The organism is Winogradskyella eximia, from assembly GCF_003386165.1.
In the GTDB taxonomy this organism is placed as follows: Bacteria; Bacteroidota; Bacteroidia; order Flavobacteriales; family Flavobacteriaceae; genus Winogradskyella; species Winogradskyella eximia.
On sequence record NZ_QRDV01000006.1, the window covers coordinates 61,258 to 74,507 of the forward strand.

Genomic DNA, 13,250 nt, shown 5'->3' on the forward strand with positions numbered 1-13,250 from the left:
TTCCTTATAATATAGAATTTTAATGCTTTATAAAATGGTTAATAATTCATAACCGTTTTATAGTTTCTATGAATTTGTGACTGTCTTTTATTAAACAGTTTTAGAAATTCTTAGTTTAACAGACTTTCTTATTTTGTTCTGTGTTCAGAGATATATTTTGCTAATACTTCAATAGACTCAAAAATAGCACGACCTTCTTTTGGGTCTGATAGTTTTATACCATAATTTTTATCTAGCATTACAATTAATTCTAATGCATCGATAGAATCTAAACCTAAGCCATCTCCAAATAATATATCATTGTCATTAATATCTTCTACAGCTATATCTTCTAAGTTCAATTGTTCTACAATATTTTCTTTTAGCTCTTGTTTTAAAGTTTCCATATTATGTATTATAAAATTTTATTATATTCTTTTTATTGTGTGTTGTTGTTCCTGTTTTAGTTACCAAATATAAATAAGCATCATACTGATCACCATCTAATTCTACCCAGCCACAAAGCACTTTATCTGTTTTTCCCGTTGCTAACAAACTACTGGAATAGTCCAATAAATGTTGCGCATTAAAGTTTTCAAATATAAAAAAACTATTTTCAGAAAACAGCTTGTACTTAATACTAATTTCTCCGATGCAAATATTTGGCAATGTATATACAAAAACGGCTGGACTAGGAAAGTAATCTTCCTCATTGTCAATTGATTTTTGATGCTTTCTGTCTGTGTCTAAGCTTGATGCTTTGTTAGAAAACACAATGGCAATGTCATTTTCCTCTTCACTGTTTAAGTTCTCGTTTTTTAGTAAAACATCAGCAGCTAAAAAAGCGAGTTTGCTTAAAGCATCCATTTTAAAAAACTTAGGATAGTTGGTGTTAAGAGATTTATAAGCTGCTTTTATAAATTCTGAAAATTCAATATTCTCATCACTATAAACTTTAGACCCATTTAAGGAAATCGTATTGTTTTTAATGCTGCAAAAAGAGCTTATATAATAGTCAGAATTCATTAATTGTTACTTTTTTTTACAAACTAATATGGTGTGGTATTCACCAACATTAATATCTTCTTCGAGAACAAGACCTGCCTTGTCAATTAATTTTAAAAACACTTCTGCAGGATACATTTTGCTGTTTCCATTTGCCATTACTGTGAAATACAGAGAGGTTGCTTCTAATACAAATTTAGCATTGTCAAATCTTTGTCTGTCTGTAAAGGTTTCCATAATTAACAATTCGGTATTGTCGTCCATAGACTTAACACAGGTAGATAATATCTTCAGAATTTCCTCTTCAGAAAAACAATCTAAAAATTGACACATCCAAATAGTATCTGCACCTGTTGGAATTGATGGATTATCTTTTAACCAATCTATTTCATAACCAGAAACCCTCTTTTCAAAGCCTTCATTTTTTACATTGTTAAGAGCAACATTTAATTGACCAGGTAAATCAATTATTTTAATGGATACGTCTTCGTTGTATTTACAAGAGCTTATGGCAAATTTTCCTGTATTGCCACCAATATCAAATATGGTTTTAGGATTAGTTCTAAACACTATTTCTAAAGCATCATTAAATATAGCATCCGAATAATGGTGATCGAATTCAAACCAAGATTTTTTAACCTCAGGCGTCAATTGAGATAAGCCTTCATAAACGGTATCCCAATTACCAAGTTCTTTTAAACCCTCTGGTTTTCCTGTTTTGATGGCGTCATTTAAATGGAATAATCCTTTATAGCACACTTCATTTGTAAAGTTAATATTAACGTTTACAGTTTCGTTATAATTTAAAAAGTAACCTGTGGTTGTTAATTCAAAATTTCCTGAATCGTCTTTACTAACAATTTCAGAACTTTCAGCTATTTCTAATAAAACACCAAGTCCATAAACACTTATTGAAAGTTCTTTTGAAAGCTCTTCTATGGTAATACCGCCTTTTTTTCTTCTATCAAAAATTAAACTAAAAACACCAAGTTTTCTCAATGAAACTGTTGCTTGAAACACAAAGGGTGCAAAAGCAATTTTTTGTGCTTCTTGAATTGCATCAATAGCTCTCAATGACGTATTTTCCATAATATATTTTTATTCGTTATTTACTTTTTTAAATATTGCCGCTAAATTACTGCCTCCAAAACCAGAAGCTGTTTTAAGGAAAATATCCATTTTTTTAGTTGTTGTTTGCGTTATTACATTTATGGGCTGAGAGACACCTAATTCTTCAAACCCTAAAGAGGTATAAAGGGTATTATTATTTAGTGAATGCATGCCAATAATGGTTTCTAGTAAACCTGAAGCGCCTAAAGTATGTCCAAAATAGCCTTTTAAACTGTTTAGAGGAACCTCACCTAAACCTAATCTATTGAAGGCGATGGCTTCCATTTCATCATTGAAAGGTGTTGCGGTTCCGTGAGCAGAAATGTAATCAATACGCTCATTAGTTATGTTAGCTTCTTTTATGGCTGATTTTATACTTCTAAACAAACCTTCTCCAGTTCTAGAAGGTCCTGAAATATGATTAGCATCATTACATGAGCCTTCTCCTAAAATGGTTACGGCTTCTTCTGCTAAATTTAATTTATCATTTGTAACAAAAACACTTGCGGCTACTTCACCAATATTAATTCCTGTTCGGTTTTTACAGTAAGGTTTACAACGCTCGCTACTAAGTGCTTGAAATGAATTAAAACCAGATAAAATAAATTTAGTTACCATATCTCCGCTCACAATAAACACATGGTCATAAACACCCGATTTAATATAACGTTTTGCAACAGCTAAAGCTAAAACACCTGAAACACAGGCGTTAGAAACAACGATGGCGTCGTTTTGAAATTTAAAAAAATCTTTTATTACTTGGCCTAATACATCTAAATAAGCTCTTTCTTTTGGGAATTCACTGTTTTTATCTAAAACATCAATATTTCCTTTTGTGGTAGAAACAATTAAACCAACACGTTTAGTTAAAGGGATTTTAGAGGCTTCAATAACGCTATTTAACGATGTTAGCATCATTTGCTCTAATCTTGTAAAATTGCCTTCTGCCTTTAACTTAGCAAAGCTATCACTTAGTGTTTTTTCGTCTATGATAGAAGAAATGATAGGCTGAGAAAATTTGCTTTTGTCTTCAACTAATTGTAATCCGGAAACTTCGTTGTGAATATTATTCACCACAGTTTTACTATCAAAACCAAGTGACGACACTATATTATTATATGATAGGTAAACTTTACTCATCAATAAGTCCAACTTTTTGTTTCCACTTTTTAAAAAACTCAGGAATTGCTAACGATAAGTCACCTTGACCAATTTGGTCGACAAAAACTTGTACAGTTTCACCAGTGCAAACAAGTAGATCATCTTGATTGTAAATTTCATACCTGAAAATCATTTTAGCGGCACGACTATCTACATAAATAGTTTTTATAGTAGCCACATCACCATAACGTAAAGGTAATTTGTGTTCACTAGATGATTTTACAATGGGAGTAGCATAGCCAAAGTCTTTTTGATTTAAATAGGCTATGTTATGATGTCTGCCGAAAGCTTCTCTACCATCTTCAAAATATTGAATATAGTTTCCATGCCAAACAATACCTAAGGGATCCGTTTCTACAAACCGAACTCTTACCTTGCTAATAAAACTAATTTCTTTTTTTTGCTTAGACTGCATTTTTCTTTTCATTATAAACAACGGCAATTAAAGTTGTGATGATAAAAAACAAAAATAGCAATGTTATCTCTGGTACAATCTCTAATAGACTAGAATTTCTTAAAAAAACATCATAAAAGGCGTTTAGTCCCCAATTCATTGGTGAGATGTTAGATAGTGTTTGCATAAATTGTGGCATAATAAACACAGGTACCCAAACACCTCCTAAAGCGGCTAAGATTACAACAAAAGTAGCTCCAAACGGTGCAGACTGTTCTTGTGTTTTTGCTAAAGTACCAAGTAATAACCCTAAACCTATAGCAGCTAAACCTGCAAAAAATGCAACAATAAATAAAAGCGGTAATTTACCAGTAACATTTAATGTTGGTAAACCTATGGCTGGAAATAAATATACACCAATTAGCAACATCATTACAAACTGAATTAAACAAACAGCTAAATAGATTACCGTTTTTCCTCCAAGTACAGTTAGATAGGATACGGGATTTGTTCTCAATCTTACAAAAGTGCCTTGGCTCTTTTCTTTTACAATGTTTATAGATAATGGTACTATAATGAAAAATATAGCAAATAGTGTCCAAGCAGGTACGTTGTGCTGAACAGAATTTGGTATTATAAATTCATCATCTTTTTTAGGTAATATTTCTGTAAAGCTTATAAAATTTTCTGTTTCAAAAATAGCTTCAGATGGATCGTCAGTTATTTGTTTTTGAAACGCATTATAAATGGATTGTGTTTCAATTTTTGAGATCATTTTATCAATCTCATTTTTTACTGAGCTTTTAAATGAGATTTGAGTCGCTGGATCAAAGTACAATTTAACTTCTTTAGCACTAAAACTTTCTTTTTGCGTGGTTTCTTCTTCGTCTAAGCCAAATTTACTCAATATATCTTCAACATTTTGGTTGATTTTTTGCTCTAAATCCGAAGACAAATCTTTAGGGATTATTATCGCTAATTGATTTTTTCCTTTAAAAACAAGGGTTTTGGCTTGGTCTTCTTTTTCAATTGAAATAACTTCAAATACGTTAGACTCATCTAATCCTTTTTTGATAGTTGCAGAAACAGAGCCATTATCGTTATCGACTAAAAGGATTGGTATTTTAGTTTCAGATACCGTTTTAAAAGTACTGTCTTGGATTAAAGTAATAGTAACAATTAATACTAAAGGCATTATAAATAATATGGCAATACCACCAATATCTCTAGTGAGTAATAAAAACTCTTTATGTGCTGATGCTAGTAATTTATGCATGATCTCTTAGAGCGCTTCCTGTTAATGCCAAAAATACATCTTCAAGATTATTAGCATTTGGTTGGTTATTTATTAAGTCTTTTGGACTGCCTTGTGTTACAATTTTTCCATGATCTATAATGGCTACTTTGGTGCAAAAAGATTCGGCTTCATTTAAATGATGAGAAGTGTAAATTATGGTAGTTCCTTTTTTATTGAGTTCTTTTAAATAATTTATAATTACATTTTTAGATTGCACATCAACACCAACACTTGGTTCGTCTAAAAACAACACTTTTGGATCATGGAGGATACTTGCTATTAAATTAATTCTACGTTTCATTCCACCAGAAAAAGTGTCTATTTTTTTATGTGAAAATTGAGATAATCCTAACGTTTCTAAAGCGGCATTAATTTTTGCTTTTAATTCGGTACCTTTTAAACCATACATGCTTCCAAAATACTGAAGGTTTTCAAAAGCGGTTAAAGTTGGGTATAAAGCATATTCTTGAGGTACAATACCAATAAGTTGCTTTAATTGGTTTTTGTTTTTCTTGTAAGTAAGTCCATCAATGGTAAATGAACCAGAAGTGGGTTTTATTAAAGAGCACAATAAGGATATTACTGTTGTTTTTCCTGCTCCATTAGGTCCTAATAATCCAAAAATTTCCTTTTTAGAAATACTTAAATCTAAATCAGTCACAGAAAAAAAATCTGCACCTTTATACTTTTTAGATAATTGATTGATTTCTATCATGTGAAATTATTAAATGGCTTTTTTTAATTTTTTAAAGAAGATTTCTTCTTTGTCTGCAATGATTTCTAATTGAGAGGCCACTTTATTATAAGCATCCGTTTTTGCACTTCTGTTTTTATAAATTCGAGAGGCTTCTAATGCGAAATCTCTCCATAAATCACCAATTTCGGTCATTTCTTTAGATAATTCCGCTAAGGAATTATTATTAAGTATTTTACTAGATTCTTGTAAAAATGCTGCGTAAATATACCTAAAACCTCCTCCACCTGTGCCTATTTCCTCTTGCATTCTTACAATTTGACCTAAGTAGTGATTGGCAACCTTAACGCCTTTGCTTTTTGGCCATTTACGTATAAGTTTGGCAGTATACCTTATGCCTTTAATCCCAACAATTGGGACAGGTGCAAGCATGTCTCTGCAAGTGTTTTTTATACCTTTAACAATGGCTGTATTAATATCTAGTTCTTTTGGGAAATCTATAGGATAATACATGTGTCCATTTGGAGCAAAAGCACCTTTGGCAAAACGAACTTTTTCTAACTCTTTAGATGTAAGAGTTGTCACTGTTTCCATTACTGGATCACTAATTAAATAGTTGTCGTTTTCTTTGCCATAAACAATTAAGTTATGAGCATTAAAATGAAAACGATATTCATCAGGAAAATAGGTTAAGTTATAAACACCAACTTGTAAGCCAACAGGATTGTCTTTTTTTAAGTTTTCATCTAATCGATCCTTAGCTTGCTTTGGACTTTTAAATTTTTCTTTTTTAATTTTTATACCTGTACGTTTAGCAAAACGTTTAAAAATTTGACCAGGCATTACTCTATAAGTTACTGCAGGAGCGTGGTTTACTTTTAAAAAAGGAATATGACAAAATAATAAACCAGATCCTATTCCAAAAACCATTGGCTCACTCACTTTAAAGCCATTATGCTTCATTAAATTAGAAACAACTCCATTTTCGCAATGAGCCGTTTGGTGGTGAGTAAAATTAATTTCCATAATTAATATCCTTTAATTGGTCTATCGAAATATCAAAAACACTGGCATATTTTGCTAATGTTTTTTCAGAAAGTTTATTGAATTTTTTTACTTTAAAATGATTTTTTACTTGCCATTGAAACTTACCTACATAACTCGCTAAGATACCAATATCCATTTTATGGCATTCCATATAATATTCAATAGGACTAGTTTCGCCATTTAAAACCCTTTCTTTTGCATTATTAATGCGCTCATTAATTTCTTGAAGTGCATTATCTAAAGCAATTGTTTTAGGATCCCAACCAGTGCTTTTTATTGTGGTATATTCTCCTTTCTCATCAACTGCGTAACACAATTCTTTAATGTTGTCTTTTTCTAAACCACCATCATCTTGAGGAACATCATTCTTTTTCATGTTTATTCGTATTGTTTAAATAGCAATGTGAGTGCCTTTAAAGCATTGCTTTAGGGTATCAACTTTTTTTTAGAATGCTCGCAGCATTAAACTATTTTAAATCTTTGATAACCAAATTAAGCTCACAAGATAACAATAGGTTAGTAGATTCAAAAATATGACACTCTAAAGAGCATACGCTATAACTTTCTGTGTCAAACCTCGAGGTTAATTTTGCATTAGATATTATGGTACTTCCAACCTTAGGACAAGAAAATGCTGTTATTTTTTTAATGGCACTAATAAAACCAATTAATTTAGCTCCTTTACCTTCTGTATCATCATCGTCAAAATAACTTTTACCTACAATTGATGAACACGTTTGTGCCGCATTTTCAACCAAGCCCATTTCGTTAAAATAATTATTTTCAACAAAGAGATTATCTTCCTCTATTTTAAATGATGCAGACACCTCTTCATCAGTGAGAATTAGAATTTTGTCTAACAATAAAAATGGAGGACGATGCGGTAAAAAGTTTGATATATCAATTTTGTTAAGGTCCATCATTATTTGGCAATAACAGTTTTCATTGTACTTGTAGCAATCTTCTCTTTCTTAGAATTAAAAACAGTTATTTCTACTAAAGTAACTCCCATAAATTCTTGTAAAATATGTGCTTCTGTATTTATAATTTCATCTAAAGCAGGAAGTGATAAAATGTGAACTTCTTTTATTGAACCGATATAACCTGTTGGAGCAGGTTGTCCTTTTAAATAGTAGTCGTATCCCGTATGAAGCGCCACAGTTTGTGCCATGTTTTCTATTATTCCAGACTCAGATAAGGTATGGTTTTTAAAGAAAATATTGCTTTCAGAAATTTTAAACGAAGATACTATTTGTGTGTCGGAAAAACCTAATAGCGCATCTACCATTACAAAAGGTGATTTTTGCGGTATTAAATTTTCAATAGTTGTAATTGGTGTATCTAATAAATTCATATTAACAAACGGTTAAATGAGCGTATGCGTATGAAAATCTACCACTTTCTGGTACAGATAACATTATTTTATCTCCTTTTTTTAATCGTCCAGAGGCCATCAATTCTTCAAGCATTAAATAGATAGAAGCAGACCCAACATTACCAACTTTACTTAAATTAGTAAACCAGCTACTTTCTGGAACTTTTAATCCTTTTTCTTTGATTCGGTTTTTTAATTTTTCGGCAAAATATTGAGACGATATATGAGGTAAGAAATAATCGATATCCGAAGAGTCTTTAGAATGTTTTTTAAAGACCATTTCCATACTTTCTACACCTTTATTAATAACGTGTTCTTCTAAAATCTTAACATCTTGCTTTATAGAAAAGATAGAGTCTTCTAACCATTCTTTAGAGCTATATTCTGTCCAAGATTTTATAGATCCGTCTTCAAGCTTTTCTCCACCAGAGTACATACAGGTTTCTAATTCATGAGCAAAAGAATAGGCTTCCATCCAATCAATTTTTAAAGAAATGCCTATTTCATTTTTTTTGTCTTCTAATAGCATTGCACCAGCACCATCAGATAGCATCCAGCGTAAAAAATCTTTTTTAAATGCTATTATAGGTAGTTTTTCTAATTTTGAAAGTAACTCTGATTCTTCTTCAAATTTATTTGCTAATAATCTGGTAGAAACCCTTTCAGAACCTGTACAAACAGCATTGTTAGAATTCCCAGCTTTAATAGATAGATAACCAAATTTTAAAGAACTCATACCTGCACAACAAATGCCTGAAGCTGAATTTATTTCTAAATTTTTATTGGCTAATAGTCCATGTACCATGGCGGCATGAGACGGTAATAATTGATCTGGTGTAGATGTACCACAGCATAGAAGTTCCATGTCGTTTTCTGTAAACGATTGATCAAATAATTTTGAAATGGCCTCTTGCGTTAATTTGGCGTTAGAATGTGTAAACTCTCCATTCTTATTAATAGCATAATAACGTTGTTTTATACCATTGTTTCTTAATACAATTCGTCTTGCCTTAGAAGGTTTATCATTAATTTGACCTAAAACGTTTTCCATTTCATCATTACTAATGGGATCATTAGGTAAAATTTTTGATATTCTAGTTATATAAACGTCCTTCATTGTTGCCCCTTCTATTTAATTTCTACTGATGAATAATACTTTTTATCCCTTTTTATTTTTCCGTACAAAGGTATATAAGTCAACAAAAATAGAATAAAAACCAACGGAGCAATAATCCAAATGGCAAATAATAAATAATAGTTAAACATTTTTAGCCAAACGGTTCGCTTTTCACTATTTGCATCGCCTTTAGAATAGATAAGTTTAGCCCATTTATCAAATAAAACATTAGCACGTTGATCCGCTAAAACGAGAAAAGATTTAATAACAACGGCCTTTTCTTTTAGGAGGTTATTTTGAATAGTTTCTAGGTTGTTATTAGAAATATGATCTAATATAATATTACCAAATTTTGAAGATTCGTCTATATCTTTTTGAGATACTCCAGGTTTAGGGAAAATACCTAAAAAGCGTTCTTTTTTACCAGTAAACATCCATTGCACAATGGTGATTACACTAATGTGATTTATGTGTCTATCAACTAAAGCAATATTACCAACTAGTTTTGCATTACAGTCTTTGAGTAAGTGCTTTACTTTTTCTTGAGCCATTATCCACATATTCCTGCAGCCAATAACGGTAATTACAGGTGTGTTGGCTAACAGTTTTTTAGCATCAGGTGATTTTAAAAAAGACGTTGTAGGTATTGAAGGGCTTAAGTACCATACTGGATAACCAAAAAGCACTAAATCATATTTTTGATTTAAAATATGTTCTGGTATCGATTGTATTTTAGATGGAATTTGAAGAAAAGATTCAGGGAACACATTAAAAAAAGTATTCTTTTTCCAAGGAAAAGGAAATGGTGTCTCCATTTTTATTTCATAATGAACAACATTTACGTCCTTATTAGCGCTTAGAGGTCTTGCTATATTATTCATTATTTCTGTAAGTTGACCAGATTGAGAATAATGTATCACTAGAATGTTTTTCATCTTATTTTTTATTTGCATTCCAAAAGTCAAAGTAATTAAACCATTGCAAAGGATATTTTTTAAGCATCCATTCTAAGCTTTGTGTATAATCTTTTAGTAATGCGTTGGCATCTCTGCCCTTTGTTGTAGATGTCCTTGCATAGAGGTGATAGTGCTTTCTAGATTCTTTTAGAACATAAACAAATAAAACAGGTACTTGCAGTCTAGAACCAATTAAAAATGGTCCAGCAGGAAACTTTGCTTCTTTGCCTAGTAGCTCGTGAGTTAAATATTTTGAATCTTTAATATATCTGTCACCAGTAATGCAAACAATTTCATTTCTTGTTAGCGCTGCGTTAATCTCAAAGATATGAGAAAGGTCTTCTTTAATTAAAATGATTTTAATATTAGACTTTTTTACAACAGTATCAAGATAGTTTTTTATCGCTGTATGTTCAACATCAGTGGTTAATAAACTTATAAAATCTCTTTCTTCTAACTCTCCAAAAAAGTGTTCGGCAATTTCAAAATTACCTAAATGTGCGCTGATTAATATGCCACCTTTTTTTTGTTTTAGGACTTCTTTAATTTGGTCAACACCATCATAATCATATGTGAATTTAGATTTTAAGCCTGAAGAAATGGCTATCTTGTCTATAATAGTTTGTCCAAAGACAAAATAACTTTTATAGATACTAATAATGCTTTTAAATCTAGAGTATTGTAGTCTTTTGCGGAAATAGTAGTAAGCCGATGTGGTGCTGTCTTTTGCGAAAAAACAGAAATATGCGGCTACAAAATATAATACAAAATAGGCTGAGGGTAACCCTAGTTTTTTGATACAAAATATAAATATTTTATAACCTAAAACTGTACCTCTGGACTTTCCTTTCCATTCAGCAGCCATAAATATTTAAGTAAAATTATTTAAGTTTATTTTCAATAAGGTTATAGAAATCTTCAAGCAATACAATATCTACAAAATCTTCTCCTACTAATTTAATCCCAAAATTAGATTCAACAGAGACAACAAGATCAACAAAATCTAAACTATCAAGATCAAGAGTGTCTTTTAGGTTAGCTTCAGGAGAAATGTCTTCAGATTCAACTTCAAATTCATCTATAAGAAAGTTGTTTATTTTTTCAATAATAACTTCTTTATCCATCTTTATTCTATATTTTTTTGATTATTAATGCTGAATTTGTTCCTCCAAATCCAAAAGAATTCGACAAAAATACATCAATTTTTTTATCTAGTGTTTTACTTACTAAATTTAATTTAGTCGCATCTTCATCTGGTTGGTCTAAATTAATATTTGGTGCAATAAAATCATTTTGCATCATTAACATAGAGTAAATAACTTCACTTGCACCAGCCATCCAACATTCATGGCCAGTCATAGACTTTGTAGAACTTACATAAGGTCCGTTTTCGCCAAATACATTGTAAATTGCTTTAGCTTCATTAGCATCTCCAACAGGTGTTGAGGTTGCATGAGCATTTACATAATCAATAGTGCTACTTTCTATATTTGCTTGTTTAATAGCTTTTAGCATAGCTCTTGATGGTCCATCAACGTTTGGTGTAGATATGTGATCTCCATTAGAAGAAAAGCCATATCCAATAATTTCGGCTAAAATAGGTGCTCCTCTTTTAACAGCAGATTCGTAACTCTCAACGACTAAAGTTGCTCCACCACCACTTGGCACTAAACCATCTCTGTTTTTATCGAAAGGACGCGAAGCTTTTTCTGGCTGATCTGTGTTCATAGCAAACACGCCTAAACCATCAAAACTACCCATTGCGAACTTATTAATTTCTTGAGCTCCTCCACAAATAATACAATCTTGTAATCCGCTCTTAATAAGTTGGTATGCCATGCCAATAGCATGAGACCCACTTGCACAAGCAGCACTTATAGTAAAGTTGACTCCTTTTAATTTGAATATCGTTGAAAGATTCATGGTTACTGTAGAATTCATAGCTTGAAATATCGCACCTGAACCAACTAACGCTGAGTCTTTTTTCTCCCTAATTGTGTCTATAGAGTTGATAACCGCTTTTGCAGTACTATCATTACCATACAAGATGCCTACTTCATTTGCATCTAAAAAATCTTGAGTGATTTTAGCATTTTTTAAAGCTTCAACAGTAGCTACATAAGCGTAAGTTCCTTCTTCCCCTAAACTTATTCTTTGTCTTCTAGTAAGTTGTGATTTTAAGTTAGGCTCTTCAACCATGCCTGTTAAAGGAGAGCGATATCCAAAAGGGATTCTTTCTTCGTCAATAACAATTCCAGACTTACCATTATATAAAGAGTCCTTTACTTCATCTAAATTTTTACCAATACAAGAATAGATACCCATTCCAGTTATTACAACTCTTCCCATTTTCAACTTTATTTAAGAGTAAAGCCCTCCATTAATATTAATAACTTCTCCTGTTATGTAAGAGGATTTTTTAGAGGCTAGAAAAGACACTAAATGAGCTACTTCTTCTGGGTTTCCAAAACGATTTGCAGGCACCATTTTCTTTAATTCTTTTTCATCTAAATCACCAGTCATGTCTGTTTTTATAAATCCAGGAGCAACTGCATTTACAGTAATATTACGTTTAGCAATTTCTTGGGCTAAAGCTTTAGTTGCGCCAATTACAGCGCCTTTTGCGGCTGAATAGTTAGTTTGACCTGCTGTACCTTTTAAGCCGGAGAGCGAAACCATATTAATTATTCGTCCGTATTTTTGAACGAGTAATTTTTGAATTAAGTGATTTGTGACGTTAAAGAAACCATTGAGACTTGTATTTATTACATTGTTCCAATCGTCTTGAGTCATCCACATAAACAATCCATCTTTTGTAATGCCTGCGTTATTAACGATGACTTCAATGATAGCGTTTTTATTATGCTCTAACCAATTATCTAAAGTAGATTTTACCTCTTCATTATTAACCACATTAAACTGAAGTATTTCGCCAGTTCCACCAGCTTCTTTTACAGCTTCTAAAGTGTCTAAAGCTGCCTGTTTATTGCTTTGGTAATTAATTAAAATATGATAATCAGAATCTTTTGCTAATTGTATACAGATTGCTTTGCCAATGCCTCTAGAACCTCCTGTTACTAAAGCGCACTTGGTTACTTGTTCTTTTTCGTTCATT

The 13,250-nt window shown here is 31.5% G+C and carries 17 protein-coding genes; all 17 read right to left on the reverse strand.

Annotated features, from left to right (window positions below; genetic code table 11):
* Window positions 1-128 precede the first annotated feature (128 nt).
* The 17 genes from DFQ10_RS12830 to fabG all read right to left on the reverse strand — a co-directional run bounded on the left by DFQ10_RS12830 (window position 129) and on the right by fabG (window position 13,249).
* Window positions 129-386, reverse strand: coding sequence for a phosphopantetheine-binding protein (locus DFQ10_RS12830; RefSeq protein ID WP_115817837.1), 258 nt, complete (start codon window positions 384-386; stop codon window positions 129-131).
* A 1-nt stretch (window position 387) separates the two neighbouring features.
* Complete coding sequence (locus tag DFQ10_RS12835) at window positions 388-1,005, reverse strand: 3-oxoacyl-ACP synthase (RefSeq protein WP_115817838.1); 618 nt, start codon at window positions 1,003-1,005, stop codon at window positions 388-390.
* Window positions 1,006-1,011: 6 nt separating this feature from the next.
* Window positions 1,012-2,073, reverse strand: a complete 1,062-nt coding sequence (locus DFQ10_RS12840) for a methyltransferase (protein ID WP_115817839.1) — start codon at window positions 2,071-2,073, stop codon at window positions 1,012-1,014.
* A 9-nt stretch (window positions 2,074-2,082) separates the two neighbouring features.
* Window positions 2,083-3,234: a beta-ketoacyl-[acyl-carrier-protein] synthase family protein gene (locus DFQ10_RS12845; protein WP_115817840.1), complete on the reverse strand. Its 1,152-nt coding sequence runs from the start codon at window positions 3,232-3,234 to the stop codon at window positions 2,083-2,085.
* Window positions 3,227-3,682, reverse strand: coding sequence for an acyl-CoA thioesterase (locus DFQ10_RS12850; RefSeq protein ID WP_115817841.1), 456 nt, complete (start codon window positions 3,680-3,682; stop codon window positions 3,227-3,229). Before DFQ10_RS12850 ends, DFQ10_RS12845 begins: the two co-directional genes overlap by 8 nt.
* Entirely contained in the window at window positions 3,660-4,925 is a 1,266-nt protein-coding gene (locus DFQ10_RS12855) for an ABC transporter permease (protein WP_115817842.1), read from the reverse strand. The genes DFQ10_RS12850 and DFQ10_RS12855 overlap by 23 nt, the downstream gene beginning before the upstream one ends.
* Window positions 4,918-5,661, reverse strand: a complete 744-nt coding sequence (locus tag DFQ10_RS12860; RefSeq protein WP_115817843.1) for an ABC transporter ATP-binding protein — start codon at window positions 5,659-5,661, stop codon at window positions 4,918-4,920. The genes DFQ10_RS12855 and DFQ10_RS12860 overlap by 8 nt, the downstream gene beginning before the upstream one ends.
* A 9-nt stretch (window positions 5,662-5,670) precedes the next feature.
* Window positions 5,671-6,666: a BtrH N-terminal domain-containing protein gene (locus DFQ10_RS12865; protein WP_115817844.1), complete on the reverse strand. Its 996-nt coding sequence runs from the start codon at window positions 6,664-6,666 to the stop codon at window positions 5,671-5,673.
* Complete coding sequence (locus DFQ10_RS12870; protein ID WP_115817845.1) at window positions 6,656-7,063, reverse strand: hypothetical protein; 408 nt, start codon at window positions 7,061-7,063, stop codon at window positions 6,656-6,658. The genes DFQ10_RS12865 and DFQ10_RS12870 overlap by 11 nt, the downstream gene beginning before the upstream one ends.
* A 91-nt stretch (window positions 7,064-7,154) precedes the next feature.
* A complete protein-coding gene (locus DFQ10_RS12875; protein WP_317124893.1) occupies window positions 7,155-7,610 on the reverse strand; it encodes an ABC transporter permease in 456 nt (151 codons plus the stop codon).
* Window positions 7,610-8,041: a hypothetical protein gene (locus DFQ10_RS12880; protein WP_115817847.1), complete on the reverse strand. Its 432-nt coding sequence runs from the start codon at window positions 8,039-8,041 to the stop codon at window positions 7,610-7,612. Before DFQ10_RS12880 ends, DFQ10_RS12875 begins: the two co-directional genes overlap by 1 nt.
* A gap of 1 nt (window position 8,042) precedes the next feature.
* On the reverse strand, window positions 8,043-9,179 hold the full coding sequence (locus DFQ10_RS12885; RefSeq protein WP_115817848.1) for a beta-ketoacyl-ACP synthase III: 1,137 nt from the start codon (window positions 9,177-9,179) through the stop codon (window positions 8,043-8,045).
* Window positions 9,180-9,190: 11 nt separating this feature from the next.
* Complete coding sequence (locus DFQ10_RS12890; protein ID WP_115818002.1) at window positions 9,191-10,114, reverse strand: NADPH-dependent FMN reductase family protein; 924 nt, start codon at window positions 10,112-10,114, stop codon at window positions 9,191-9,193.
* 1 nt (window position 10,115) lies between these two features.
* Complete coding sequence (locus DFQ10_RS12895) at window positions 10,116-11,000, reverse strand: LpxL/LpxP family acyltransferase (protein ID WP_115817849.1); 885 nt, start codon at window positions 10,998-11,000, stop codon at window positions 10,116-10,118.
* A 16-nt stretch (window positions 11,001-11,016) separates the two neighbouring features.
* On the reverse strand, window positions 11,017-11,259 hold the full coding sequence (locus DFQ10_RS12900) for a phosphopantetheine-binding protein (protein WP_115817850.1): 243 nt from the start codon (window positions 11,257-11,259) through the stop codon (window positions 11,017-11,019).
* A 7-nt stretch (window positions 11,260-11,266) separates the two neighbouring features.
* Window positions 11,267-12,484, reverse strand: a complete 1,218-nt coding sequence (locus DFQ10_RS12905; protein WP_115817851.1) for a beta-ketoacyl-[acyl-carrier-protein] synthase family protein — start codon at window positions 12,482-12,484, stop codon at window positions 11,267-11,269.
* A gap of 12 nt (window positions 12,485-12,496) precedes the next feature.
* Window positions 12,497-13,249, reverse strand: a complete 753-nt coding sequence (gene fabG / locus DFQ10_RS12910; RefSeq protein ID WP_115817852.1) for a 3-oxoacyl-ACP reductase FabG — start codon at window positions 13,247-13,249, stop codon at window positions 12,497-12,499.
* Window position 13,250 lies beyond the last annotated feature (1 nt).